This is a genomic window from Frankia nepalensis, assembly GCF_016786325.1.
Classification (GTDB): domain Bacteria; phylum Actinomycetota; class Actinomycetes; order Frankiales; family Frankiaceae; genus Pseudofrankia; species Pseudofrankia nepalensis.
This window is the reverse complement of the sequence record NZ_JADWYU010000132.1, coordinates 42,544-67,521: the sequence shown is the minus strand read 5'-3', so window position 1 is coordinate 67,521 and position 24,978 is coordinate 42,544. Positions and strand designations below refer to the sequence as shown.

Genomic DNA, 24,978 nt, shown 5'->3' with positions numbered 1-24,978 from the left:
CAAGAACGCGAGTCAGGGACCGCGTTCTGGCGGACAAGTCCGGGGACACGACACAAGCGACCAAAGCAACCGGCCGCCCGACCCGGCGGGGCGGCCTTCGGACCTGTCCGCTGTCACGCGAGCCAGGGACCGCGTTACCGCGGACGCTTCACCGGCACCAGCCCACCGGCGAGGTTCGCGGCGACGCCGATCATGATCGTTCGGAGTCGGTCAACGCTGGCAATTAACAACTTTCTCGATCGAGATTGACAAGTTTCTCCCGCCTGCCCTAGCCTCGGCCACCGTTGCACTCGTAGTGCAAACTACTGCACTTGAAGGAGAGCATAGGTGGATCGGTCGGTCTGGTTTCGGCGACGGATGGGTGCCGTGGTCGTCGCGGTCATGGGGGCGGCGCTGGTGACTGCCTGCTCGGACGCCGGCGCGAGCGATTCCGCGGCGTCCGGAGGGACGACACCGGTGGCTGGCGGGACGCTGACGTTCGCCGTCGCCACGGACTCCGGGTGCGCCGACCCGCAGCAGGCGGGCAGCGCCGACACGGCCGCGCTGCGTCAGGTGGTCGACTCGCTGGTCGACCAGGACGCGAAGACCGGCAAGATCGTGCCGTGGCTGGCCGAGAGCTGGACGATCAGCGCGGACGGGAAGGCGTTCACGTTCCGCCTGCGGCCCGGCGTGACGTTCAGCGACGGAACGCCGCTGAACGCGCAGGTCGTCAAGGACAACTTCGACGCCGTTCCGAAGCTGGGGGCGTTGGCGGTCCAGGCCGAGTCGTACCTGAGCGGCTACGTGGGCACCACCGTGGTCGACGAGCTCACCGCGAAGGTGGAGTTCGCGCAGCCCGCCGTGCCGTTCCTGCGGGCGGCGTCCACCTCCACCCTCGGGCTGGTGTCGGCTGCGACGGCGAGGAAGACCCCGGCGCGGCGCTGCCGGGACGGGGTGATCGGGACGGGCCCGTTCGTGCTGTCGTCGTACGAGCAGAACAAGGCGACCACGTTGACGCGCCGGGCCGAGTACGCGTGGGGCTCGCCGCTGTGGGCCAGGCCCGGCGCGGCGTACCTGGACAAGATCGTGTTCAGTGTCGTGCCGGAGGCGGGTGTGCGGACCGGCAGCCTGGTCTCGGGGCAGCTGGACGTGATCAACGGGGTGGGCAGGGCGGATCAGGCGGCGATCCAGGACGAGGTGGCGGACCTGGCCTCCTACACGAGTCCCGGAGTCGGCTTCAACCTCGGCGTCAACAGCGCCCGGGTGCCGGACAAGGCCGTCCGCCAGGCGCTGCTGGTCGCGATCGACCGGCCGCAGGTCGTCTCCACCGTCTTCCCGGCCGGGACCCGGGCCGCGACGAGCGTGCTGACGGCGAGCACCGCGGGGTTCGAGGACCTGGGCTCGGCCATGAGCCACGACCCGGCCAGGGCGAGGCAGCTGCTGGACCAGGCCGGCTGGACGAGCGGCCCGGGCGGCATCCGGACCAAGGACGGCGTGCCGTTGCGGCTGACCACGGTCTGGTTCACCAACGCGGCCGCCTACCTGCCGGCCCTGGAACTGATCCAGCAACAGCTGAAGGACGTCGGCGTGGAGCTGGTCCTCAAGGAGCTGCAGGTCTCCCAGTTCGCGCAGCTGCTGAAGAGCGGCGACTTCGACCTGTTCTGGGGCGGCAACTACCGCAGTTCCGACCCTGACGCGCTGCGGACCCTGTACTCCACGAAGCTGGTCAACACCTATCGCATCCCGGTGACCGAGCTGGACGAGGTTCTCGACCAGCAGGCGGCGACGGTCGACGAGGTCCAGCGCGCCGCGCTGGTCGGGCGGGCCCAGCAGCTGATCGTGGAGAACGCCTACGTCCTGCCCATCGTCGACAACCAGATCATCCTGGGCGTCGCGAAGGACGTGCACGGGCCGCGGTTCCAGGCGCCCGGGGACATCAGCCTGCACGACACATGGAAGAGCTGACCGCTCCGGCGTCGCCCACCGGCACCGGCGGGACCGCCGGTGCCGTCCGGACCGTCCGGGCCGGCGGGCTCACCCGCCGGTACGCGGCGGGCCGGGTCCTGCGCGCCGCCGGTGTCGTCTGGGCGGCCTACACCCTCTCGTTCCTGGTCATGGAGCTGCTGCCCGGCGACCCGGTCGCGGCGATGGCCGGCGCGGGACTGCAACTGCAGCCGGTCTCGGAGGTCCGGCTCGCCCAGCTACGCGAGCAGTACGGCTTCGACCAGCCAGTTCTGGCCCAGTACGTCGACTACCTGGCCAGGGCGGCGCGGGGCGACCTCGGCGACTCGGTCGCCCTCGGCCGGCCCGTGACGTCGATGATCACCACGGCGCTGCCGCCCACGCTCGCGCTGGCCGCGTCGGCCCTGGCGCTCGCGCTGGTCGGCGGTGGCGCGCTGGCGCTGGCGGCCACCTACACCCGCCGGCGCTGGCCGCGGCAGGTGCTGCTGTCCCTGCCGTCACTCGGCGTCTCGCTGCCGTCGTTCTGGGTCGGGCTGATGCTCGTCGAGCTGCTGTCCTTCCGGGCACGGATCTTTCCCGCGTTCGGCGACGACGGCGTCCGCGGCCTGGTCCTGCCGGCCATGACCCTGGCGGTCCCGACCGCCGCGATGATCGCGCAGGTGCTGGCGACCAGCCTGCTGACCGCCCTGGACGAGCCCTACATCCAGACCGCGCGCGGCAAGGGAGCGAGCAGAGCCCGGCTGCAGCTGTGGCATGCCCTGCCGAACGCCTGCCTGTCCACGCTCACCGTGGCCGGCCTGCTCGTCGGCCAGCTGCTGGCGAGCTCGGTCGTCATCGAGACCGTCTTCTCCCGCGACGGGATCGGACGGATCACCGCCGACGCGGTGACGGTTCAGGACATACCCGTCGTCCAGGGGGTCGTGGTGTTCAGCGCCGTGGTCGTCGTGATCACCAACCTGCTGATCGACCTGGTCTACCCCCTGCTCGACCGGCGCATCACACTCGCCGGCGCCGCCGCGGTGCCCGGGGCGGCCCGGTGAGCGACATCCTGATCACCGAGGCGGGCCGCCGCGCCGTCCCTCAGCCCTCCGCGGACCCGGCGCCATCGCCGGCAAGGGGGCGGCGACGAGGCCGGGCCAGCCGGGTGGCGCGCCAGCTTGCCCGCCAGCCCGGACTGGCGCTGGCGGTCGCCGTCGTCGCGCTGGTGCTGCTCGCCGCGGTCTGGCCGGGACTGTTCACCGCGCGCGACCCGCTGCGCGCCGACCCCTCCGCGATCCTGCGCCCGCCCGGCGCGCGGCACTGGTTCGGCACCGACGAGCTCGGCCGCGACCAGTACGCCCGCGTCGTGCACGGAGCGGTCCTGTCGCTGCGCGCGACCCTGATCGCCGTCGCGCTCGCCTTCGTCGTCGGCGGCGGGATCGGCCTGCTCGCGGGCTTCGCCGGCGGCCGGGTCGAGGACCTGCTCATGCGGATGGTCGACGTGTTGCTGGCCATTCCCGCGGTGCTGCTGTCCCTGGCGGTGGTCACCGCGCTGGGCTACGGCACCACGAAGGTCGCCGTCGCGGTGGGCGTCGCCAGCGTCGCCGGCTTCGCCCGCGTCGCCCGAGCCGAGGTCCTCAAGGTCCGGCAGGCCGTGTTCGTGGAGGCCGCGCGGGCGTCGGGGTCGCGCTGGCCCAGTGTGCTGATCCACCACGTCGCGCCGCACGCCGTCGGCCCGATCCTGGCCCTGGCCGCGCTCGACGTCGGCGGCGCGGTGCTGGCGGTGTCCGCGCTGAGCTTCCTGGGCTACGGCGCCGCCCCGCCCGCCCCGGAGTGGGGCAGCCTGATCTCCCACGGCCGCACCTACCTCGCCACCGCGTGGTGGCTGTCCGCCCTGCCCGGCCTGGTCCTCGCGGCACTCGTCCTCGCCACGAGCCGGATCTCCCGCGCCATCGACAGCGACCGGAGCAGGCAACGATGACCAGCCCAGACAGAACCCACCCAGACATGGCCCACCCAGACATGGCCCACCCTCAGCCAGCCGGCGACCTCGCCGAACCGGCGGCTGGCCCCGCGCGGCAGGACCCGGTCCTGGCCGTCCGGTCGTTGTCGGTGTCGTACCACACCGGGAGCGGGCCGGTGCGGGTCGTCCACGACCTGGACCTGGACCTGTCGGCGGGGGAGACCCTTGCCCTGGTCGGGGAGTCCGGATCCGGCAAGACGACCACCGCGCACGCGATCGCCGGCCTGCTCCCCAGCATGGCCCGGATCGACGGCGGAAGCGTGACGTTCGGCCGCCGTGACCTTGTCACCCTGCCCGAGCGCCAGCTGCGGGCGTTGCGGGGCCGCTACATCGGCGTCGTGCCGCAGGACCCCGGCGTCGCGCTCAACCCGGTGCGGCGGGTCGGACCGCAGGTCGCCGAGGTGCTGCGCATCCACCGGCTCGCCCCGCGCCACGACCTGCCGCGGCTCGCGGTCGAACTGCTCGACCAGGCCGGGGTGCCCGACCCGGCGCGGCGAGCCAGGCAGTACCCCCATGAGCTGTCCGGCGGGCTGCGCCAACGAGTCCTGATCGCCATCGCGCTGGCCGCCCAGCCGAGACTGCTGATCGCCGACGAGCCGACCAGCGCCCTCGACGTCACCGTGCAGCGACGGATCCTCGATCACCTGGGGCGCCTGGCCGACGCCGCCGGCATCGCGATCCTGCTGGTCACCCACGATCTCGCGGTGGCCGCCGAGCGCGCCGACCGCATCGCCGTCATGACGGGCGGGCGCGTCGTGGAGACCGGGCCGGCCCGCGACCTGCTGGCGGACCCGAGCCACCCCTACACCCGCCGCCTCGTCGAGGACGCGCCGAGCCTGGCCCCGGCGCGCGCCAGGCCCGCGCGAACGTCGCCAGGGCCCGGCCCGGCGCCGCTGCTCGCCGTGGAGCACCTCACCAGGCACTTCCCGGGCGAGGCCCACCCGGCCGTCGACGACGTCACCTTCACCATCGGTCCCCGCGAGACGCTCGCCCTGGTCGGCGAGTCCGGCTCAGGCAAGACCACGACGGCCCGCCTGGTCACCCGGCTCCTCGCGCCCAGCGGTGGGCGGATCAGGCTGCGCGGCCAGGACGTCACCACCGCCCGCGGCGGCGAGCTGCGGGCGCTGCGGCGCCATGTGCAGCTCGTCTACCAGAACCCCTACGCGTCGCTGGACCCCAGGCACACCATCGCGCAGGTGATCATCGAGCCGCTCCGGGCCTACCGCGTCGGCACCCGCCCGACCAGGCGGGCCCGCGCCGCGGAGCTGCTCGACCGCGTCGGCCTGCCCGCCGCGACGCTGGACCGCAGGGCGGCCGAGCTGTCCGGCGGGCAACGCCAGCGCGTCGCGATCGCCCGCGCGCTCGCCCTCGAACCCGAGCTGATCGTCTTCGACGAGCCGGTCTCCGCCCTCGACGTCTCGGTGCAGGCCCAGATCCTCGACCTGCTCGCCCGGGTCCAGGACGAGACCGGCGTGGCCTACCTGTTCATCTCCCACGACCTCGCCGTCGTCAGCCAGCTCGCGCACCGCGTCGCCGTCATGCGGGCGGGCCGCGTCGTCGAGACCGGCCCCACCGGCGAGGTCTTCACCCGGCCGAGCCATCCCTGTACCCAGGAGCTGCTCGACGCCATCCCCGGCGCGCGGCGCACGCCCCGACAGCAACCCCCAGCCCACCTCGAGGAGGCCCGATGACCGCTGCCCCGCGCACCGGCACCGCCACACCCACGGCCGAGCCGGTCCCCCCGGGCGAGGCGACGACCGAGCGGCGCCTCGCGCGTCTCGAGGCCGAGCGGAGCATCCTGCGCACCTTCGCCCGCTTCTTCCGGCTGGTCGACACCCGGGAACACGAACGCGTCGCGGCGCGATGCCTCACCCCCGACGCGACGCTCGACTGCCACGTCCCCGCGTTCCACCGGCTGCGCGGCCACGACGAGTTCACCCGGCACCTGCTCACCGTCGTGGCGCCCCGCTCCCAGATGGTCGCCCACGTGCCGGGACTCGCCGTCATCGACTGGGACGAGGACGGCCAGCCCAGCCTGTCCGCCTACACCACCGTCTGGCACTGGTACACCGTCAACGCACACCACGGCGACCTGCGTCCCGCCGACTGGACCACCATCGGCCTGGTCGAGGACGACTACCGCCTCCACGACGGACGCTGGCTGATCGCGCACCGCCGCGTCACCCCCGTCGCCGGCCTCGTCGCCGCCGGCTCACCCCCGCCGCCCGCCGCGGCCCACGACCGTCCCGGAGCGTGACGATGACGGGCACCCTGGACCGCCTCGACGCGGAACGCGCCATCCGGCGCACCCACTTCCGCTTCTTCCAGCTCGCGGACCTCGGCGACTTCGGCGCGCTCGGGCAGGAGTGCTTCACCGCCGGCGCCGACATCGAGTACCGGATCATGCCGGGCCCGCCCCAGCGCTTCCACGGCCGCGACGCCTTCGTCGGCTTCATGCTCGCCGGGCGGGCGCCGGCGGCGGCGCGTGCGCGCGGCGGCGGCCCCGTCGTCGCGCACACCTCCGCCCCGCCCGACATCGACTGGGACGCCGGACGCCCCCGGCTCACCGGCTACGCGACGGTCTGGCACTGGGCCGCCGCCAACACCCCCACGGGGCACCCCCGGCCGGCCGACTGGACCACCATCGGCCTCGTCGAGGACGACTACCAGAAGGTCGACGGCCGCTGGCTCATCGCCCGGCGCCTCATCACCCCCGCCGCGGGCCTGGTGGCCGTCGGCACGCCGCCCGGACGGGGCCGGGAGGTGCCACGCTGACTCGACCGGGGGCCGTTGGGCGGCATCGCGCGGACGATCTAGGAGGGGGAGCCCGCCGGACCGGTCCGTTGCGCGGGTCCTCGTGAAGGACGGCGTGGACTCTTCTGCGGGGCCGGAGGGTGCCCGGTGTTTTCGGGCCGGCCGGCGGCGGGAGGTTGTGCCGCGAGCCGCGGCTTGTCTGAGCCGGGCTCGGCCGACGGTGGGTCGAGCGTGGCCGGTGGCGGGGCCGTCACCGGTTCGGCGACCTGTGCGCCTGCCAGGTCGGTGCCCGTGGCGCCGGGTGCGGCGGCCGTCGCCGGGACGAGCGCTGTGGCCTGGGCCGAGGCTGGGGGTCCTGAGGTCGACAGCGGTGGCCGCCGCGCGCTGGCGACCCCGGGGGAGTCCTCCGGCGTCGCCGTGACCCAGCCGGTCGCGGTGAGGGCGACGATCGTGAGCACTCCGGCGGCCGGGAGCAGGACGCGCCGCCTTCGCTCCTGGACCGCGGTCACCAGCGCGTGTCGGGGCACCTGCCGGCGGCCGGGCCCTGCCGCGGTCGGGTCCGCGGGGTTGACGGCGCCGGTGGGGAGAGGGGCGGCGGCCGTGTGGTGGTGAGCGTCACGCATGGCGGCTTCGAGGATGGCGGGGCCGGCCAGGACCGCGGCGGGTCGGGTGACGGTGCCCGTCGTCGGCGCGTCGGTCGGCGGCGGTCCGTGGGTTCGCGTGCCCGGGGTGAGGGCTGCTCGGGGTCGCTGAAGTTGGGTGAGGAGCTCCCTCGCGGTGGGGCGACGCCGCGGGTCCCTGTGCAGGGCCGCGACGGTCAGGCCGCGCAGGTCTCTGGGGATGGCGCGCAGGTCGGGGACGGTGTTGACGGTCCGGTAGAGCAGCGCCTCGAGGGAACCGTCGCCGAAGGGCGCCTGCCCGGTCGAGGCGAAGACCAACGTGAGCGCCCAGGAGAAGATGTCGGCCTTGGAGCTTGGCCGGTCCCCGTCGACCAGGAGTTCGGGGGCGATGTAGCCGAGGCTTCCCAGCACTATGCCGGACGCGGTCGCCGTTCCTGGCAGGCCGGCGACGATGCCGAAGTCGATGACCTTCGGGCCGTCGTCGGCCAGCATGATGTTGCTGGGTTTCAGGTCCCGGTGCACCACCCCTGCCTCGTGCAGCGCGCACAGCGCCTCGGCCATGCCGGCTGCCAGGGCGTGTAGCCGGTCGCCGGGCATCGGCCCGTGCGTCAGGACCGAGGTCGTCAGCGTCGGTCCTGGCACGTATTCGGTCGCCAGCCACGGCTGCTCGTCGAGCGGGTCGGCGTCAAGCAGCCTGGCCACCCGTGGGCTGTCGATCGCGGCGACGGCGACCACCTCCCGGGCGAACCGCCGCCGTGACAGCTGGTCGCCGCCGTGGTCGTCGCGGAGCACCTTGACCGCCGCCTGACGGCCCGTCGGGTCCGAACCCAGGTACACCGTGCCCATGCCGCCGCTGCCGAGCCGAGCGCTCAGCCGGTAGGGGCCAATGGTCGTCGGATCGTTCGCCCGCAGTGCCTTCCCGGCCCCGCTCTTCGAGGACATCCAGCCACCTCGCTTGCAGCACAGCAGATCGTCGCGCTCATGTTCGCACTTCACCAGCGCAAATCAGGATGATCTGGGCGCGAATACCCGGCTGCTCGCCAGCCAAACAACGCTCGCGACGCGCCTAGGCGGACATCGGGACCTGACGGCGGGCCTCAGTTGTCGAACGGCGCGGTCAGGATCATCGTGTCGAAGCTGAAGTCGGCCACGTGGCGGGCGATCCGTGAGGTCGGCTTCGCCGCCGCCTGGGCCCGGATCACCTCTGTCAGGTAGTCCTTGAAGCCCGGCTCGCGTGGGTCCTGTTCGAGGATCGCGCCCACCACGTCGGGTGGCAGGTCACCGAGGCTGAGGCCGGCCACGTCCGCCCCGGCGCCGAGGCTGACGCCGGCGACTCCGGCGCGCGCGTCGTCCCTGGTGGCCAGTTCGAGGTGCAGCGCGATGGCGTCGCGCACCAGGTCGGCCAGCTCGGTGGGCGCCTGCCAGGCGAGCAGCGCGTCGTGGGCGACCCGCGCGCCGCGCGCCTCGAACGGGGTCACCGGATCGTCCCAGGTCGGTGTCAGGCCGAGGTCGTGCAGCGCGCAGGCGACGTAGAGCGCCTCCGCGTCGAACGCGCGGCCCTGCTGGCCGAGCAGCGCGGCGGCGAACTGGTAGGTCCGGTGGCAGTGCCCGACCAGGTGCGGTGGGGAGCAGTCGACGAGCATGCGGTCGGCGGCGTCGGCCAGCGCGGTGTCGGGGCGGACGGCCAGGATGTGGGGCATCGGTACCTCGCTTCGTGTCCGTGCTGTGGGTGGGTCGGCGGGCGCCACGGGACGGCTCCCGGGCTGAGGGCGGCTCGTCCGGTCTGCCCGTGCTCGGCGGACCGGGGGAGACACGCGGGCAGGCCCGGCGGTCAGATCAGGCGCTCAGGCGGAAGCGCTGGCGGTACTGCGCGGGCGTCATGGTCAGCCGGCGGCGGAACGACCGGTGCAGGGTTTCCACGGAGCCGAAGCCGCAGCGGGTGGCGACGGCGTCGAGGGTCTGGTCGGTCTCCTCCAGCAGGCGGCGGGCGGCCTCGACCCGGGCCGCGTCGACGTAGGCGGCCGGTGTCACGCCGCACTGGGCGGCGAAGACCCGGGCGAAGTGCCGCTCGCTCATCCGCGCCCGCCGGGCCAGCGCGGCCACGGACAGGTCGGCGTCGAGGTTGTCGACGATCCACACCCGCAGCCGCTCCAGCTCGTCGCGGGCCGGGCCCGGGCCGGACAGTGGGACGCTGAACTGGCTCTGCCCGCCAGGGCGGCGCAGGTACATGACCATCCAGCGGGCGACGGCGAGGGCGAGCGCCGAGCCGTGGTCGTCGGCCACCATCGCCAGCGCCAGGTCCATCCCGGAGGTGACGCCGGCGCACGTCCAGATCCGGCCGGACCGGATGAAGATCGGGTCGGGGTCGACGGCGACGCGGGGGAACTCGGCGGCCAGCCGCGGCGCGGTGAACCAGTGGGTGGTCGCGGACCGGCCGTCGAGCAGGCCGGCGGTGGCCAGCATGTGCGCGCCGGCGCACACCGAGGCGACCCGGCGGGCGTCGCGGTGCGTCCTGGCCAGCCAGTCGACGACTTGCCGGTCGACGATCGGAGCCGGTCCGTCAGCGCTCGGTTCCAGCCCACCGGGAATGATCACGGTGTCGCATGGCGGGTCGGTGGCCTCGGCGAACGAGGCGTCGGCGACCAGCTGGACCGAGGCGGTGGCGCGGATCGGGCCCGCGCGCGGGCCGACCAGCGTCACGCGGTAGCCAACCGAACCCGGACCCTCCGTTCCTGACCCTCCCTCATCGCCGTCGTCGCCCGCGGTCGCGGCCGTGTCGACATCCGTCTCGAGGCTCGCGGCGAGCAGGCGGGTCGCGGTGGCGAAGACCGACGCGGGGCCGGTCACGTCCAGCAGCTCGACGCCGTCGAACACGGCGATCACGACGGCGCGGCGGGAGGTCACCCACCGAGCATCAGACGACTGGTCCCATGGCGGCAATGACACAGTTCTGTCAGAATCTGCCATCGCCAGGCATCGAACGGCCAGGTGCCGATGACGCCGTTCCTGGAGTCCTTTGTCGCCGACTGATCCCGGTCGCTGGGCGGCCTCGGTGGGTCGACCGCCCGCCAACCGGGTCAGTCGTCGAGGTACCCGCGGCGGACGGCCTCGTCGAGCATGCTGTGGATGTACTCCCACAGCCGGGGCGAACCATCCTCGATGACCTCGCGATGGCGCAGGACGTCCGCGCGGGTCACTCCGTGGGGGCGCCAGGTGCTGCCCTGGGTGTGGAAGTTCAGGAGAAGCGGCTGCACCCGGTCGAGGGCTCGGGCGAACCGCGCCTCGGGCGTCTGGCGCCGCTCGAACTCATCCCACAGGGCGCGCAGGGCCGTGGCCTGCTCGTCCGGCAGCTGCGGGAAGAGGCGCTCGGCCGCGGCCCGTTCGCGTTCTTCCTGGTCGGCGGCGGCCGCGGAGTCGTAGACGAAGGTGTCCCCGGCGTATACCTCGACGAGGTCGTGGATCAGCAGCATGCGCAGGACCCGGGCCTCGTCGACCGTGCATGCTGCGTACTCGGCCAGCACGACCGCGAACATCGCCAGGTGCCAGGAGTGCTCGGCGTCGTTCTCTCGGCGGGAGAGATTCACGAGGTTGCTGCGGCGCAGCACCGACTTGAGTTGGTCGATCTCGATCAGGAACGCGATCTGGCGACTGAGCCGTGGGTCGGTGACATCCGGTGGGGGAGGCACCGGGCCAGGGGCGCCGGTCGGAGAGAGGGCAGAGTTGCCGAGCTTGCGCGCCGTGGATGGTTCCGGGGCGGACAGTTCTGATGATGTGCCGGCCACAGCGCTCCCGTCTCCGTCGTCCGATACTACAGCCGCGGTGATCGTCGGATGGTCTCTGCCTGGGGCGGCGGCCCTTTGTCGATCGGCTCGGAGAGCCCCCGCCACGTCGGTTCGAACCTAGCCAGCAGAACTCGGTTACACCGTCGCCGGGTGTCAAGGTCCTCCGGCAGATCTTGCTGGAGTCGCCCGGGCGCCGATCCGCATGCACATTCGCCGATCATTGGCAGTTGACAAATCCAATCGGGTTGGTCGACTATTGGGATCGTGTCGACGATCGGCTGCAACGGAGGGCTGACCTCGCGCCGTTGCGTCGACTTCAAGCGCATCTGTAGCGCTCTGTGTTCGAACTGACGACCGGGCGCGTCCGCAGACCCTGAGCTCTGGGCATCTGGCCGCGAGCCACCCGGCCGCGCCCGCTTCCGCGTGCCTGCCTTGCCGTACCCCCACGCCCAGCCCGTCGTGGTCGGTGCCTGTCATGCCGCCTGGAAATGGATTTCCGTGCGTTCACGCCTCGCTTGTCGCGCTGCTCGCGCCTTCGTCGTCGCCGCGCTGACCGTGACCGGTGTGGCGAGCGACAGCGGCGCATCGCGAAGATCCAGGGCCCGTGGCGATCTCCGGCGTCACCGAGACCGGCCAGGCGCCCACAGTCGGACCGGCCACCACGACCACCACACCGCCGACCTACCTCGCGAGGAGACCTGCTCATGACCGTCACCGCCGAGCCAGAAGCCGCCGCCGGCGCCGCTCCGACCGAGTCGGCGGCGCCCGATGTGCCGTTCGAGGTCATTCCGCTCTCTGGCAACCTGGGTGCCGAGATCCTCGGCCTCGACCTGCGCACCCTCGACGACGGCGAGATCGCGGCGATCCGCGCGGCCTGGCTTCACTACAAGGTGGTCTTCTTCCCGGGCCAGGATCTGACGCCGCGGGAGCACCTCGCCTTCGCCCGTCGCTTCGGCGAGCCGACCGAGGGTCACCCGGTCATCCCGGGTCTGGCCGACCAGCCCGAGGTGTTCCAGATCGACTACACCCAGGCCAGGGAACTGGCGGCGGCGTACGGCAAGGTCGGCGACGTGTCGCGCGGGCTGCACTGGCACACCGACGTCACCTTCGTGAAGCGCCCGCCGCTCGGCTCGATCCTCCGCGCGGTCGAGGTGCCCCGCGCCGGGGGCGACACGCTGTTCTCCAGCCAGAAGGCCGCCTTCGACGACCTCAGCCCGGCGCTTCAGGAGTTTCTGAGCACGCTGACCGCCGTGCACGACGGCGAGGACCAGTTCAAGATCGTTCTCGACCTGGTCGGTGAAGGCCGCTGGGAGGGCAAGACCTTCACCAAGCTCGAACCGGTCGAGCACCCGGTCGTGCGCACGCACCCGGAGACCGGAAAGCGGTCGCTGTTCGTGAACCCGGGCTTCACCTCCCACATCAAGGAGCTGAAGCGCGCCGAGAGCGACGCGCTGCTCGCGTTCCTCTACCAGCACTCGGTGCGCCCGGAGTTCACGGTGCGCTATCACTGGAAGGCGGGGACCATCGGCTTCTGGGACAACCGCGCGACCCAGCACGCCGTCGTCGGCGACTTCGGCGACGCGCACCGCGTGATCCAGCGCGTCACGCTGCGAGGCGACGAACCCCGCTGAAGCCTCCGAGCACGCGGCCATCCGGGGCGTCGGACCCAGCCCACGCGGCAGCGTAGGTCGCGAGGGCGGGCACGCCGAGCGGAGGGCCGGCGCCTATGGGTCTTTGACGAGGGACGGCCGGTGGGTCTTTGACGAGCGACGGCCGGGCCGGGTCTTCTGCTGGCGAGGGTGTGTGGGTGGACGGTCGTGTCCTGGGACACGACCGTCCAGCCAACCCGGGCTCAGAAACTGCCGACGGCTTCCTTCTCATCGTCGTAGACGTCGAAGACGGTGATCAGCTGGGTGAACGTGAGGATGTCGTGGACCTTGGGCGGCAGGTTCAGCAGTTTGACCTGGCCGCCGCGGTTGGTGGTGGTCGTGTACGAGTGGACGAGTTCCCCGACGCCGGAGCTGTCGACGGTGGTGACACTGGCGCAGTTGAGCAGGAGGTTGCGGGTGCCGTTGTCCATCTCCTCGCGGACGGCTTCGCGGAGCGCGACATCACCCACACCAATGGTGATCTTGCCGGCCATGTCGAGGATGGTGACGCCGTTCTGCTGGCGACGGGTGATCTTCATGGGTATCAGGTTGTCCTTCCGGTAGGTGTTTCACCAGGACGACGTCGCATCCCGGCGGATGGGTACGGCGGATGACATCCATGACGTCGACGCAATGGGCGATGAGGACCAGCCCCCGGCCCGACGGCGTGAGGTTCACCTCCCGGTCGGCGGCCACCTCCGGGGTGAACCCCGGACCCTGGTCGCCGATGGTCACTCTGATCCGGTGGGCGTCTCGTTCGAGGAGCAGGCGCACGGGCAGGTTCGGGTCGAGACGGTTGCCGTGGATCACCGCGTTGGCCACGGCCTCTCGCACCGCCAGCCCCAGCCAGTCGGCGTCATCGGAGCCCAGGCCGGATTCCCCGGCCAGCCGGTAGGCCGACCGCTCGGCGATGTCGATACTCGCCAGGACGGACCGCAGTTCCATCGGTCGCGCGGCGGTCCCGCTCAGGGGGATCGAGTCCTTTGAAGGCGCCGCGGCGCGGTTACCCGCGCGTCCTCCTTCAGGGGCGCCATCGCCTGAGACCCCCCTCGTCATAGTGGGCCCCACGCGGGCCGTGCACCGGCTGGGGATGCCCCCACTCCACCTGTCCATCCATCGCTACATTCTGTAGTTTCGCTGTTCCTATCTGTTGCCGTGTGGAGGTAGTCCAAACTCGCCGGATGCCGGGGGCGATCTTCTCGTTCGGGATTGCCGCGCACGATGCCGCGTCGGATCGCCGAAGCCGGATTTTGATCTCGCATGGCCCATGGGCGGCATCGCCCGCACCCGCGGCGTCGATGTGCTCCGAGTAGGTGTTTTGTGGGCTTCGTCGGGTCTCGGCCTGAGCCGACCGGCGGGCGAAGACGGCAGAGAGCCATCTTCCGATCATGTTCCGCCGCCGAGGCCAACCATGGCGTCGCCCGACGCAACCTCACAGTCGTGCGGGCCCGCGGGTTCTGCTCCGCGGGCGGAACCAGCACGCCCAGGATCAACGACTGCCAAGGATCGTCGATGGGGCCGACGTTGCCTGAAGCGGCACTCGCGCGGGCGCCGGGTCGCCGGGGCGGCCAGGAATGGTTGTCAAAACCACGATAAACCTCCCGGTAAAAACCCGCGGAAACGGCGCGGACGGGCGGGGTCGGAGCGCGAACGAGCACCGGCAGCGAACGCCATGAAAGCCCCGCGCGCAGGCATGCCCGAGTACGGCCACGCAGGTTCGAGACCACTGATAGTCCGGTAGGCGATGAAACCGCCCTACCACGGTCACGGGAGGCCGAAGGCGAGGTAAGGACCGCGCATCACATTAGCATCGGCGCCGACAGTGACCGAGTGTTCCTGGCCAAATGCCCCTGAGTCGGGGATCGCTCCTGTCGGTCAGTTCCGATCAGGAGCTGTGCATTTCGATCGCAACAGTCCATCACGAGGGAGGTAGTAGCGATATGTCCATCTCGGGCGCTTTCCCGAAAGCTGATCACGTCAACGTGGGTTCAGGTCGGAATACTCGACGGCCGATGAGGAGGCCGCTGGCGGCGGCGGTGACGGCCGCGGTCGCGGCGCTGATGGTCCTGGGGGTCGACGCGCTGCCAGCGCAGGCGGTGGTGACGGGCGTGACCACCAGTGGCTTCGAGGAGCCGGCCATCGGCACTCCCGTTCAGGAGTTCGGCGGCGGACAGTACCTGGAGGGCTGGGAGGTCTACCCCGGCACGGTCGACGTGGTGGGTCAGGACTACTGGCAGGCCGCGGACGGCGCCCAGTCGGTCGACCTCAACGGAAGTGGGCCGGGAGGCATCAGCCAGAAATTCGAGGTCGTTCCGAACGAGTGGTACGAGCTGCGGTTCTCGCTAGCCGGAAACCCGGAAGGCGGGCTGGCGGAGAAGCGGCTCGGAGTTTTTGTCGACGGCGGGTACGAGCTGTATTCCTTCGACACCACGGGGCACTCCGGGAGCGAGATGGGGTACCGCACCGAGTCCCTTCGCTGGCTCGCGGACGACGCTGACTCCGAGGTGATCTTCAGGAGCTTCTCGCAGGGGCCGTGGGGACCTGTCATCGACAACGTCAGGTTCTGCGTGACCAGCTGCGAGGACCAGGAAGTCGCCTGAACCCCGCTGACGGTACGGCTCACACCGGCCGCACTACCGGCCGGCCGGATGGGGGTGTCCGGCCGGCCGCGCACGGGCGGGAATCCTCCCGCGGGCTCAGTGGACGCGCCGCAGGAGTTCGAACAGGCTCGCGAAGCTCTGGTCGCCACGCCCCTGCGCGACACCGCGCTCGAGCAGGGTTCCGAGCGGGCCGAGCAGCGCGGCGTCGATACCGAGATCCTCGCTGACGCGGATCAGGCTCATGACCGCGGCCCGGTTCATGCCGACCGGCGAGGCACCGGCTGAATAGTCGCCGGACTCGATTTCCCCCGCCAGCTCGGACATGTACTCGGTCATACCGCGCAGCCACTGGGCGACCAGAGGCACGAAACGGGACGGCGGGACAGCCGCGGTGTCGAGCAGGGCGAGGCCGTGAAGAAAGCCCGCGAGGGCCGCGTACCCGCTGTCGAGCAGGGCGAGGTCCCACAGCTCCGCCGCGGCGGGGTCGTGGCCGAGATAGTGGCTGGTCGCCAGGGCGTCCAGCGCGCGCCGGTGGCGGTCGAACGCGTCCTGGGAGCCGCTGTAGAGAAAGAACGCGCTGGGGGTGGCGACGGACTGGGGAACGGCCATCATCGCCCCGTCCAGGTAGTCCGCGCCGCGTCCGGCGACCCAGGCCGCCATGTCCCGGGCGTCCCGCGGCGTGCCGGTGGTGAGGTTGACCAGGGTACGTCCCCGCAACGTGGTGCCTCCCGCGGCCAGTACCTCCTGAACCCCCGCGTAGTCCGCGACACAGACGACGGTCATCGGGCTCGCCGTGATCGCGGCGCCGGGGGTTTCCGCGCGTTCGGCGCCCAGGGCCACCGGGCCGTCGACCTTCGACGGGGTCCGGTTCCACACCGTCGTCTGGTAGTGGGCGGCAAGAAGCGCCCTGTTCAGCGCGGTCCCCATCCGGCCGAGGCCGAGAATGGTCACGCGCGGCCGATCGCCGTGGGTCGAGTTCCGAGTGGTCATGCCGGTCAAGCTAAACTCTGACATCGATGTGAGAGTCAATGAACGGTGGTGCCGGACACATGAGGATAGGAGAACTCGCCCGGCGGACCGGGACGAGCGAGCGGATGCTTCGTTACTACGGGGAGCAGGGTCTTCTCCGGCCGGCGCGACGGCAGAGCGGGTACCGCGAGTACCAGGAGACCGACGTCCGTACGGTCCTCAAGATCCGAATGCTTCTCGCCGCGGGCCTCAACACCGTCACGATCAGCGAAGTGCTGCCCTGCATGATCGAGGACGGGGGAGTGCTGGTGCCCGCCTGCGAGGAACTGGCACCGGTTCTGGTCGAGGACCGTGACCGCATAAGCGCCGCCATCGACGACCTGCTGGCCGCCCGCAACGCGCTCGATGCCATGATCTCCGCCGTACGGCGAACGGGCGCGCCGGGCGACAACTGCGAAGCCCTCTCGCCGCTCGGCAGGTAGGAAAACCTGTCACCTCGGGCCGTGACGTCCATTCTCCTGCCTGGCAAGCGCGGATGACGGCGAGGCCGCCGCCGGCCGCCGGCCGCGGCCTCGCCCCAGACCAGGCCGGTCGCGTAGATCATCATATCCGGGGCGGCCCACCGCGGACTCGGCGAAAAGCTCCGGCGTCGGCGCGCGGCGGCTGGACCTGTGCGCGAAGGCGCGGGTCCCGTTGGTGATCTCTAGTGTCGGTGCTCCACCGAGATCGTGAAACGAGTGCACGGCTGGGGTGACTTCCTCATCCACGATGTCGGCACGGTCCGGTATGCGGTGTACGCTTCGCGCTGACTGCGGGCGCGGGGGGTCAAGCCATGAGCGGTCGTAGGAAGCGCGCGTTAGGCGGCGCCGGGATCGTCACGCTTGTGGGCGTGCTCCTCTTTGTCTTACTCGGCCTTCCGGCCTTGAATCGGTCTGGGTCCGAGCCGGCGAGCGACGCCGCGCGGACGATGCAGCCGCCGACCCTCACCGAGCAGGGTGGGGCCCCGAACCCCAGCGAGCGGCAGCCGGAGTGCGCGCTCGCCGGGCCGGTCAACTGCGCGTCCGGCGCGTTCTGGGCGCAGTTCACGGACTTCTCGCTGCCCGCGCCGGGCGGCCCGCTGGAGCTGGTGCGCACATACAGCTCGGTGAACGCCGGCAAGGACGTCGGCTTCGGCCTCGGCTGGAGCTTCAACTACGGAATGAAACTGGAGCACTCCGGCGACGGCACGGTCGTCATCTACCAGGAGAACGGTTCGACGGTCACCTTCACGGTGGGCGCGGACGGTGAGTACGAGGCGCCGCCCAGGGTGCTCGCGTCGCTCAGGAGGGAGGGTGACACCCATGTCCTCACCCGGCGCGGGGGTGGGGGGAGCTTTGGTTTCGACGCCAACGGCCAGCTCCAGTGGACGAAGACCTTGTCCGGGGAGCGGACTGACGTGGTTCGGGGAGTGAAGGACGGCTACCCGGCGCTCACCGTCGGGCGCCCGGGCAGCTACCGGAAGCTGGTCTTCCGGTATGACGCGGCGGGTCGTCATATCGAGGAGGTGATCGAGGAGGTCGGGGTGCCGAAGCAGCGGACCGCGACTTTTGTCTACACCGACGACGGCGAGCTTGATCGTGTCACGGAGCCGGACACCGTGATCTGGGATTTCCGGTATGACGAGCATCATCTGCTCGAGGAGGAGATCAAGCAGCCCGGAACGAAGACCAGCATCGAGTACTACCCTGACGGCCGCGTCGAGTCCGTCAGGGAACTCGCTCGAAAGGAGCCGACCAGGTTCACGTACGTGGGGACGCCGTTCACGACCCCGCCGGGCGGGTCGGCGACGGCGACCGCGCCGAGTGTTTCGGCCACGCGGGCCACGCCGAGCGTCACAGCGACGGCGAACGCCACGATGTCACCACGACCATCGTCGTCATCACCATCGTCCGGCGTGGCCACGCCGAATGCCGGCGGTGCGACGACCATGACGGATCCCGCAGGGCATGTGACGAGCTATGTGTTCGATGGCCAGGCGAGGCTCACCGAGCTTGCCGAGGGCGCCGGCGGGGAGCGCGGCACCATCCGCTACTCCTACCCGCTGGTCGGTGACGTCGGCCTGCCGACCGCCGTCGTCGACCAACGAGGCAAGACGACGACGTACGAGTACGACGACGCCGGCAACATCGCCACGCTCACCGACCCGCTGGGCAGGACGACGACCTACACGTACACCGAGGACGGAAGGCCGGAGAGCGTCACGCTGCCAAGCGGAGTGACCTCGTTCCTCGTCTATGACGACGGCGGCCTGGCGACGAGCGTCGACGCCGAGGACCGCGCGACCGGCTACGACGTGAGTCCCGATCATCTGGACCAGGTCACGTCGATCGCCGAGCCGGGGCGGGCGCGGACCAGCTTCACCTACGACCCGGTGACCGGCGACCTCGTGGGCAGCGTCCAGGGAACCTGGCAGAAGACTCTCAGCGGCTATGGCCGCAGCGGCGAGCTGACCTGTCAGGTGATGGTGGAGGCCGAAGCCCCCGATGCCGTCTGCGAGGAGGCGAAGAACCCGACCAGGTACAGCTATGACGACCATGGGCGCCTGGCCAGCGTGACCAGCGGTGACGCGACGACGGCGGTCACGTATGACACCTTCCAGACCGACCCTGAGAAGGCGGACACCGGCTCCTCCGCGACGACCGTGACGGACGCCGCCGGCTACATCACGAAGACGCGGAAGGACTTCGCCGGCCGTACCCTGGACACCCAGAGATCCCGGGATGGTGCCACCCCCGCCATTCAGGGTGTCGTCGTCACCTACAACGACGACGACACCCCGCGCACGGTGACCGACGCGGCCGGAAACGCCACGGAGTACGCCTACGACACCCGCGGCCGGATCAGGCAGATCTCCGACATCCTGCGGGGCAGGACCCGCTACGAGTACGACCTGGCCGGGAACCTCGTCAAACTCGTCCACTCCGGGGACGGCGGGCCCGAAGAGGCGACGGAGTACCGGTACGACGACGCGAACCAGCTGGTGGGCATCTCCTACTCGGTGGACAGGACCTCCGTTCATTTCGAGTACACGTCCGACGGGCATCGCGGGACCATGAAGGTCGGCGAGAAGGTCACCGGGTACTACTACGACTGCGCGGGCAGGGTCCTGGCGGTCGTCCACGGGGACCGCGCCTCCGACGCCGAGAAGCATCACTGCAAGCTGGACGAACTGCCCGAGCTCCGAGGCGGCGAGGACGTCGGCTACAGGTACGACGAGGCCGGGCGCCGCGTCGAGATCATCTATCCGGGCAACAGGCGGGTCCTTTACGACTACAGCCTCTACGACGACCGCCGCGTGGTCGAGGTGACCGACTGGAAGGCGAACCGTACGAGGTTCGCCTACGCGCCCGACGGTCTGCTCTCCGAGATCACCTACCCGAACGGCGTCCGCGTCACGTACACCCAGAACGAGGTCGTGGTCCACAAAACCGGCGGAGACAACGACGACGAACCCATGGCAACGTTCACGTACCAGCGGAACGAGATCGGTCAGATCACGCAGACGACGATCGTCGGCCCCGGTGTGCCCGAGGGGTGGAACGACACGTTCGACTACCAGCCCTCCGGCCAGCTCGCGTCGATAAACTGCCAGCCCGAGGAATGCGGCGGCACATACGCCTACCACGGAACCGGCGGCATCACCCGGTTCCCGGACGGAACACAGATCGCGATCGACCCACAGGGGCGAATCACGGGCCAGACCCGTCCTGGCAAGAAGCCAGTGAACTCGTTCGCGTACAACGGCTCGGGCGCGCGGACCCGGACGGTCCGGTCGGACGGCCAGGGCGTCCAGCTCGGCTACGACCAGGAGGACCGGCTCACCGGCTACGACTGCGACGACGACGGCGAGGACTGCCGGGTCCACTACACCTACGACGGCGACGGCCTTCTCGTCGGCAGGACCCAGCACGGCCGGGACACCGTCCCCTTCACCTGGGACGTCTCCGGCAAGAACCCGCTGCTGATCGGCGACGGCGTCGTCTCCTACCTGTACGGGCCGGGAGGCGAGCCGTTCGAGCAGGTAAGCGGCGACAGCCCGACCTATCTGATCACCGACCCGCAGCGCAGCGTCCGCCTCGTCACCGACCCCTCGGGGGAATGGACGGCGTCCTACACCTACAGCCCCTACGGCCACGTCGACTTCAGCGAGGTCAGAGGTGCCGGCTCCCTCCTCCAGTTCAACGGCCAGTACACCGACCACGCCTGCAACTGCCAGTACCTGCGCGCGCGCTTCTACGACCTGGACACGGCCGCCTTCTTCACCCCGGACCCGGAGCTGGCCACGACCGGGACACCCTACGGCTTCGCCGGTGGCGACCCGCTCAACCGGGTCGACCCGTCCGGCCAGTTTCCCGAGTGGCTCGCCGCCACGGTGGTGCGCGCGACGGTCCTCGCGGTCAACGTGCTCAGCTCCGGCACCGACCTGCCCGGTCTGGCCGCCTTCACCGGCGCGGCCGGCGAGCTCACGGACCTCGTTGACTTCGACTCGGCCGGCGAGGTCATCGGGGCCGTGGCCCAGTTCGCCGGCGGTCCATCGACGGACAACCCGAACGCGCGTTCGCCCGGGGCGACGCGCAAACACACGTGGTCGAAGCTGAGAGCCGCCGGCAGCGCGTTCGTCAGGGCGGTGAAAAAGGGCGTCCAGGTGATCTCGAACGGTGCGCGCTGGATAGCCGACAAGATCAGAAGCAGTCCGGTGGCCAGGTACCTCGGACCGATCGGCGACGCGTACTCGATCTACCAGGAATGCGTGGGCCCGTCAGCCAACGCGGCCGGATGCGGTCTCGCGATCCTCAGCCTGGCCGGCGGCCCCACGATGGACGCGGCCCTGACCGCCGTCGACGTCGGCATGGCCGTGGCCTGACGACGGACCGCCGAGCGCGGCGCGGAAGGCGTCCACGCTGGCCAGCTTGACGCGCTCGTAGCCGCGGACCAGCTCCGCCGCGCCGGCCACCGCCAGCGCGGTTTCCGCGGTCGCGGCGGTGAGCCCGGGCAGTGTCGCGAGCACGGCCGCGCGGTACTCGGCGATCAGCGCGCGTTCGGTCCGGCGCAGCGCGGTGTACCCGAACGGATCGAACGGTGTGCCGCGCAGCCGGCGCAGCCCGACGAGCGAACGTAGCGCGAGGACGCCGAGCGGACCCCCGACGCGGATCTTCCGGTTGACGCCGAGCGCCCGCAGCAACGGCGGGCGCAGATGCCAACGCAGGCCGCCCAGTCCCCACGGCCACCGCGGGCCGCGCGGGCCTGCCGGCGCCGCGACCGCGCCGTCGCGGATGTCCGCGTGGTCGGTTCCGGCGGCCGCCGCGGCCGCACGCACGTCGGCGTGGAACCGCAGGTGCAGACGGGCCACCTCGTACTCGTCCTTGTAGGCGAGCAACCTGTGCAGCCCGCGGGCGACCGCCTCGGCCAGCCGGGTCGAGCCCGCGAGCCGGTCCACCTCGGCCGCGGCGACGGTGGCGACGAACGCCACGTAGTCGAGCGCGTAGCGGCGGTTCTGGTAGTCGCGCAGGTCGGCCGCCCGGGCGGCGACGAGGTCCAGCAGGCCGGCGCGGTCCGCCGCGGCGCGGGCGGGGCCGTCGGCCGGGAACGCGCCGTCGACGAGGTCGCGGCCGCGCGCGGCCGCCGGCAGCCGGAACCGCGCCGGCGTCTGGGCGAGGCGGCCCGCGACCACCTCGGGGTGGGCCACGGCCGCCCGTCCCCAGCCGAACGCGGCCAGGTCGCGGGCCCCCCGTCCGCCAGCCCTGCCCGCCGCGCCGGTGTTCCCGCCGGTGATGGCCGCGAGCAGCGCCTCGAGGCTGAGCGGGAGCAGCCCGGTCTGCCACGCGGCGCCGAGCAGGACCAGGTTCGCGCCCATCGGGTCGCCGACCAGCTCGGTGGCGATGCGGCGCGCGTCGATCACGTTCACCCGGCCAGGCGAGGTCCGCTCGGCGAGCACGGCGCGCAGCGTGGTCGGGTCCGGCGCGCGCAGCCGCGCGTCGGTGACCATCTGGATGGTCGGAGCGGCGGTGCTCGCCGCGACCACCGACGAGCGGCGCGGGTCGAGCGCCGCGAGCGTCGGGGGGCTGGTCGCCCCGAGCGGGTCGAACGCCAGCAGGACGTCGCAGCCGGCGGGGCCGACCCGGTTGCCGTCCGGCGGGGCCGTCCCGATCCGCAGCTCCGACACCACCGGCCCGCCCTTCTGCGCGAGCCCTGTCTGGTCCAGCGCGGCGGCGTGCAGGCCGTCTCGGGCGGCCGCCGCCAGCAGGATGTGGTTCACGGTCACGACGCCGGTGCCGCCGACACCGACCATGCGGACGGCGAAGCCACCACCCGGCCCGTCCGGCGCCGGTGGAACCGCCGGCGGGCAGTGCGGCGGCGGGAGCGCGGCCGCCCACCGCGGGGACCCGGCGCCGCTCACGGCGTCGGCCGGCCCGGCGCCCGACTGGCCGGGCGTGACCCCGCGCGGCGCGGGGACGGTGACGAACGACGGGCAGTCGCCGCGGACGCAGGACCGGTCCAGGTTGCAGGACGACTGGTCGATCCGGGTGCGCGGGCCGAGCTCGGTGTCGACCGGATGCAGCGACAGACAGTTGGAGACGGCCGCGCAGTCGCCGCATCCCTCGCAGACCCGTTCGTTGATCACAACGATCTCGGTGGGCGCGGCCGCCACGCCCCGGGCGCGGTCGCGCCGCGTCTCGGCCGCGCACCGCTGGTCGTGCACGAGTACCGTCACGCCGGTCCGCGCGCCAAGCGCGCGCTGCGCCTCGGCGAGCCGGTCGCGGTGCCAGACCTGGGCGTTGCCGGCCAGCCGCGCGCGCCGGTAGCGGCGCGGGTCCTCGGTGGTGACGATCGTGCGGGTGACGCCTTCCAGCTCCAGCATCCGGGTCAGCTCCGGCACGCCGACGCGCCCGGTCGGGTCCTGCCCGCCGGTCATCGCCACCGCGCCGTTGTAGAGGATCTTGAAGGTGAGGGTGGCGCCCGCCGCCACGGCCTGGCGTACCGCGAGCTGACCCGAGTGGAAGTAGGTGCCGTCACCGAGGTTCTGGACGAACCCCTGCCGGGTCGCGGCCGGTTCGACGAACGGCTCGGCGCCGACCCACTGCGCGCCCTCCCCGCCCATCTGGGTGATCCCTACGACCTGGCCGAACCGGTCCGGGTCAGCCCAGGTGACCATCGCGTGGCAGCCGATCCCGGCGCCGACCAGCGTGGTGGGGTCCGGAACCTGCGTGGACAGGTTGTGCGGGCAGCCGGAGCAGTACGCGGGCGTGCGGGCCGGCATACCGGCCGGGGTCGCGGCCCGTGTCGCGGCGGAGCCCGACCCGACGGGCACTGGGCGGGCCCGCGTCGGCAGGACGGTGAGCGTGGTCCGCGGCCGTGGCAGCCGGCCGGCACACCGCGCCCGCACCAGCTCGGCCAGCCGCGCCGCGGTGAGCACCCCGTGCGCCGGGACCAGCGGGTGGCCGTGCTCGTCGTGGCGGCCGACGACCCGCGGCGCGTCCGGCAGGCCGTAGAGGGCATCCCGGACACCCGGCTCGACGAATGCCTGCTTCTCCTCCAGCACCAGCACCTCGTCGAGCCCGCGCCCGAACTCCCGCGACAGCGCCGGGTCGAGCGGCCAGAGCAGCGCCAGGTGCAGCAGCCGGACGCCGGCGGCGCGCAGCATGTCGTCGGTGACGCCCTCGTCGGCGAGGCCCTGGCGAAGGTCGCGGTACAGCCGGCCGGGCACGACGACTCCGAGCCGGTCGGCCGGGCCGCGGACCACCACCCGGTTCAGCCCGTTCTCCCGGCCGTAGCGGCGGGCGATCTCGAGCCGGACCGTGTGCAGCGCCTCCTCCAGGTCCAGCGTGGCCGGGGGGAGGAGCCGGCCGGTCGGCCGGTGCGTGTACGGCCGGCCGCGGTGCTCCACGACCGGTATCACCGGATCGACGCCGAGCCCGCCGTCCGCTGACCCGAGCCCGCCGTCCGTGGCACTGAGCCCGCCGTCGGTCCGCGGGCCCGCGCGGCGGGCCGCGACCGTCACCGAACCGTCCGCGACCGAAGCGACGATCTTCAACGCGGCCCACAGGCCGCTCGCCCGCGACAGCGCGACCGCGTGGTCGGCCAACGGGCCGATCTCGGCCGCCGAGCCCGGATAGAACACCGGGACCAGCAGGTCGCGCAGCGTCCCCTCGGACGCGCTGGGCAACGTCGACGACTTGGCCTCGGGGTCGTCCCCGACGAGCAGCACGACGCCACCGAGCGGGCCGGTGCCGGCGACGTTACCGTGCCGCAGCGCGTCGACCGCGCGGTCCAGACCGGGTGCCTTGCCGTACCACCAGCCGGTCACGCCGTCGACCCGCGCGCCCGGCAGGCCCGCGGCGAGCTGGCTGCCGGCGACGGCGGTCGCGGCGAGCTCCTCGTTGACACCGGGCCGGTGCACGACGCCGAGCCGCGCGAGCGGCTCGGCGTGCCTGGAGAGCTCCAGGTCGAGTCCCGCGAGCGGGCTGCCCGGATAGCCCGAGACGAACGCGCCGGTCCGGTGCCCGGCGGCGAGGTCGCGCCGACGGTTGCGGGCGATGGCGTGCACCAGCGCGCCGACGCCGGTGAGCACCGGCCCGGCCGAAGCCGCCGCCGGCGGTCCGGCACCGGGCCGGCCCGACGCGC

General features: G+C 72.0%; 18 protein-coding genes. 10 read left to right on the top strand and 8 right to left on the bottom strand.

The annotated features are described in order from the left end of the window. Positions 1-327 precede the first annotated feature (327 nt). The 6 genes from I6A81_RS18130 to I6A81_RS18105 are packed head-to-tail and all read left to right on the top strand — an operon-like array spanning position 328 to position 6,718. Complete coding sequence (locus I6A81_RS18130) at positions 328-1,944, top strand: ABC transporter substrate-binding protein (protein WP_307874736.1); 1,617 nt, start codon at positions 328-330, stop codon at positions 1,942-1,944. Beyond that, positions 1,932-2,981 (top strand): ABC transporter permease, encoded by a 1,050-nt coding sequence (locus tag I6A81_RS18125; protein WP_203000125.1) that lies wholly within the window; start codon positions 1,932-1,934, stop codon positions 2,979-2,981. Before I6A81_RS18130 ends, I6A81_RS18125 begins: the two co-directional genes overlap by 13 nt. Beyond that, positions 2,978-3,901: an ABC transporter permease gene (locus I6A81_RS18120; protein ID WP_203000126.1), complete on the top strand. Its 924-nt coding sequence runs from the start codon at positions 2,978-2,980 to the stop codon at positions 3,899-3,901. Before I6A81_RS18125 ends, I6A81_RS18120 begins: the two co-directional genes overlap by 4 nt. A 26-nt stretch (positions 3,902-3,927) precedes the next feature. Then, positions 3,928-5,634 (top strand): dipeptide ABC transporter ATP-binding protein, encoded by a 1,707-nt coding sequence (locus I6A81_RS18115; protein WP_238428305.1) that lies wholly within the window; start codon positions 3,928-3,930, stop codon positions 5,632-5,634. Continuing rightward, entirely contained in the window at positions 5,631-6,200 is a 570-nt protein-coding gene (locus I6A81_RS18110) for a nuclear transport factor 2 family protein (RefSeq protein WP_203000127.1), read from the top strand. Before I6A81_RS18115 ends, I6A81_RS18110 begins: the two co-directional genes overlap by 4 nt. A gap of 2 nt (positions 6,201-6,202) precedes the next feature. Then, complete coding sequence (locus tag I6A81_RS18105) at positions 6,203-6,718, top strand: nuclear transport factor 2 family protein (protein ID WP_203000128.1); 516 nt, start codon at positions 6,203-6,205, stop codon at positions 6,716-6,718. Between the two features lie 38 nt (positions 6,719-6,756). On the opposite strand, the gene I6A81_RS18100 is transcribed toward I6A81_RS18105, so the two are convergent. The 4 genes from I6A81_RS18100 to I6A81_RS18085 all read right to left on the bottom strand — a co-directional run bounded on the left by I6A81_RS18100 (position 6,757) and on the right by I6A81_RS18085 (position 11,003). Further along, entirely contained in the window at positions 6,757-8,259 is a 1,503-nt protein-coding gene (locus tag I6A81_RS18100; protein ID WP_203000129.1) for a serine/threonine-protein kinase, read from the bottom strand. 155 nt (positions 8,260-8,414) lie between these two features. Further along, positions 8,415-9,017, bottom strand: a complete 603-nt coding sequence (locus tag I6A81_RS18095; RefSeq protein WP_203000130.1) for an HD domain-containing protein — start codon at positions 9,015-9,017, stop codon at positions 8,415-8,417. A gap of 136 nt (positions 9,018-9,153) precedes the next feature. Next, positions 9,154-10,221 carry a GlxA family transcriptional regulator gene (locus tag I6A81_RS18090; RefSeq protein ID WP_307874735.1) on the bottom strand — a complete coding sequence of 356 codons (1,068 nt, stop codon included), beginning with the start codon at positions 10,219-10,221 and terminating at the stop codon, positions 9,154-9,156. Positions 10,222-10,394: 173 nt separating this feature from the next. Beyond that, complete coding sequence (locus I6A81_RS18085) at positions 10,395-11,003, bottom strand: HD domain-containing protein (RefSeq protein ID WP_307874734.1); 609 nt, start codon at positions 11,001-11,003, stop codon at positions 10,395-10,397. 800 nt (positions 11,004-11,803) lie between these two features. Between I6A81_RS18085 and I6A81_RS18080 the strand changes: the two genes are divergently transcribed. Beyond that, entirely contained in the window at positions 11,804-12,730 is a 927-nt protein-coding gene (locus I6A81_RS18080) for a TauD/TfdA dioxygenase family protein (protein ID WP_203000136.1), read from the top strand. A 221-nt stretch (positions 12,731-12,951) separates the two neighbouring features. On the opposite strand, the gene I6A81_RS18075 is transcribed toward I6A81_RS18080, so the two are convergent. Both I6A81_RS18075 and I6A81_RS18070 read right to left on the bottom strand, forming a co-directional pair. Continuing rightward, positions 12,952-13,242, bottom strand: a complete 291-nt coding sequence (locus tag I6A81_RS18075) for an STAS domain-containing protein (RefSeq protein WP_238441520.1) — start codon at positions 13,240-13,242, stop codon at positions 12,952-12,954. Then, positions 13,211-13,693, bottom strand: a complete 483-nt coding sequence (locus tag I6A81_RS18070; protein ID WP_203000140.1) for an ATP-binding protein — start codon at positions 13,691-13,693, stop codon at positions 13,211-13,213. Before I6A81_RS18070 ends, I6A81_RS18075 begins: the two co-directional genes overlap by 32 nt. 1,067 nt (positions 13,694-14,760) lie before the next feature. Here I6A81_RS18070 and I6A81_RS18065 point away from each other — a divergent pair. Further along, positions 14,761-15,348, top strand: coding sequence for a DUF642 domain-containing protein (locus I6A81_RS18065; RefSeq protein ID WP_203000142.1), 588 nt, complete (start codon positions 14,761-14,763; stop codon positions 15,346-15,348). 96 nt (positions 15,349-15,444) lie between these two features. On the opposite strand, the gene I6A81_RS18060 is transcribed toward I6A81_RS18065, so the two are convergent. Then, on the bottom strand, positions 15,445-16,338 hold the full coding sequence (locus I6A81_RS18060; RefSeq protein ID WP_203000144.1) for an NAD(P)-dependent oxidoreductase: 894 nt from the start codon (positions 16,336-16,338) through the stop codon (positions 15,445-15,447). A gap of 59 nt (positions 16,339-16,397) precedes the next feature. Here I6A81_RS18060 and I6A81_RS18055 point away from each other — a divergent pair, with 59 nt between their 5' ends. Further along, on the top strand, positions 16,398-16,799 hold the full coding sequence (locus tag I6A81_RS18055) for a MerR family transcriptional regulator (protein WP_203000146.1): 402 nt from the start codon (positions 16,398-16,400) through the stop codon (positions 16,797-16,799). A gap of 485 nt (positions 16,800-17,284) precedes the next feature. After that, positions 17,285-21,220 (top strand): DUF6531 domain-containing protein, encoded by a 3,936-nt coding sequence (locus I6A81_RS18050; RefSeq protein ID WP_203000148.1) that lies wholly within the window; start codon positions 17,285-17,287, stop codon positions 21,218-21,220. On the opposite strand, the gene I6A81_RS18045 is transcribed toward I6A81_RS18050, so the two are convergent. After that, the gene (locus I6A81_RS18045; RefSeq protein WP_203010244.1) at positions 21,116-24,925 is read right to left on the bottom strand and encodes an indolepyruvate ferredoxin oxidoreductase family protein; all 3,810 of its coding nucleotides are present in this window, start codon (positions 24,923-24,925) and stop codon (positions 21,116-21,118) included. The genes I6A81_RS18050 and I6A81_RS18045 overlap by 105 nt on opposite strands. Positions 24,926-24,978: the final 53 nt, after the last annotated feature.

What these genes read in the sequence shown, in the direction of transcription:
- I6A81_RS18125 (WP_203000125.1), top strand. Translation starts at nt 1,932, where the DNA reads ATGGAAGAGCTGACCGCTCCGGCGTCGCCCACCGGCACCGGCGGGACC.
- I6A81_RS18115 (WP_238428305.1), top strand. Translation starts at nt 3,928, where the DNA reads ATGGCCCACCCAGACATGGCCCACCCTCAGCCAGCCGGCGACCTCGCC.
- I6A81_RS18110 (WP_203000127.1), top strand. Translation starts at nt 5,631, where the DNA reads ATGACCGCTGCCCCGCGCACCGGCACCGCCACACCCACGGCCGAGCCG.
- I6A81_RS18105 (WP_203000128.1), top strand. Translation starts at nt 6,203, where the DNA reads ATGACGGGCACCCTGGACCGCCTCGACGCGGAACGCGCCATCCGGCGC.
- I6A81_RS18100 (WP_203000129.1), bottom strand. Translation starts at nt 8,259, where the DNA reads ATGTCCTCGAAGAGCGGGGCCGGGAAGGCACTGCGGGCGAACGATCCG.
- I6A81_RS18095 (WP_203000130.1), bottom strand. Translation starts at nt 9,017, where the DNA reads ATGCCCCACATCCTGGCCGTCCGCCCCGACACCGCGCTGGCCGACGCC.
- I6A81_RS18080 (WP_203000136.1), top strand. Translation starts at nt 11,804, where the DNA reads ATGACCGTCACCGCCGAGCCAGAAGCCGCCGCCGGCGCCGCTCCGACC.
- I6A81_RS18075 (WP_238441520.1), bottom strand. Translation starts at nt 13,242, where the DNA reads ATGGCCGGCAAGATCACCATTGGTGTGGGTGATGTCGCGCTCCGCGAA.
- I6A81_RS18070 (WP_203000140.1), bottom strand. Translation starts at nt 13,693, where the DNA reads ATGGAACTGCGGTCCGTCCTGGCGAGTATCGACATCGCCGAGCGGTCG.
- I6A81_RS18065 (WP_203000142.1), top strand. Translation starts at nt 14,761, where the DNA reads ATGAGGAGGCCGCTGGCGGCGGCGGTGACGGCCGCGGTCGCGGCGCTG.
- I6A81_RS18060 (WP_203000144.1), bottom strand. Translation starts at nt 16,338, where the DNA reads ATGACCACTCGGAACTCGACCCACGGCGATCGGCCGCGCGTGACCATT.
- I6A81_RS18055 (WP_203000146.1), top strand. Translation starts at nt 16,398, where the DNA reads ATGAGGATAGGAGAACTCGCCCGGCGGACCGGGACGAGCGAGCGGATG.
- I6A81_RS18050 (WP_203000148.1), top strand. Translation starts at nt 17,285, where the DNA reads ATGCAGCCGCCGACCCTCACCGAGCAGGGTGGGGCCCCGAACCCCAGC.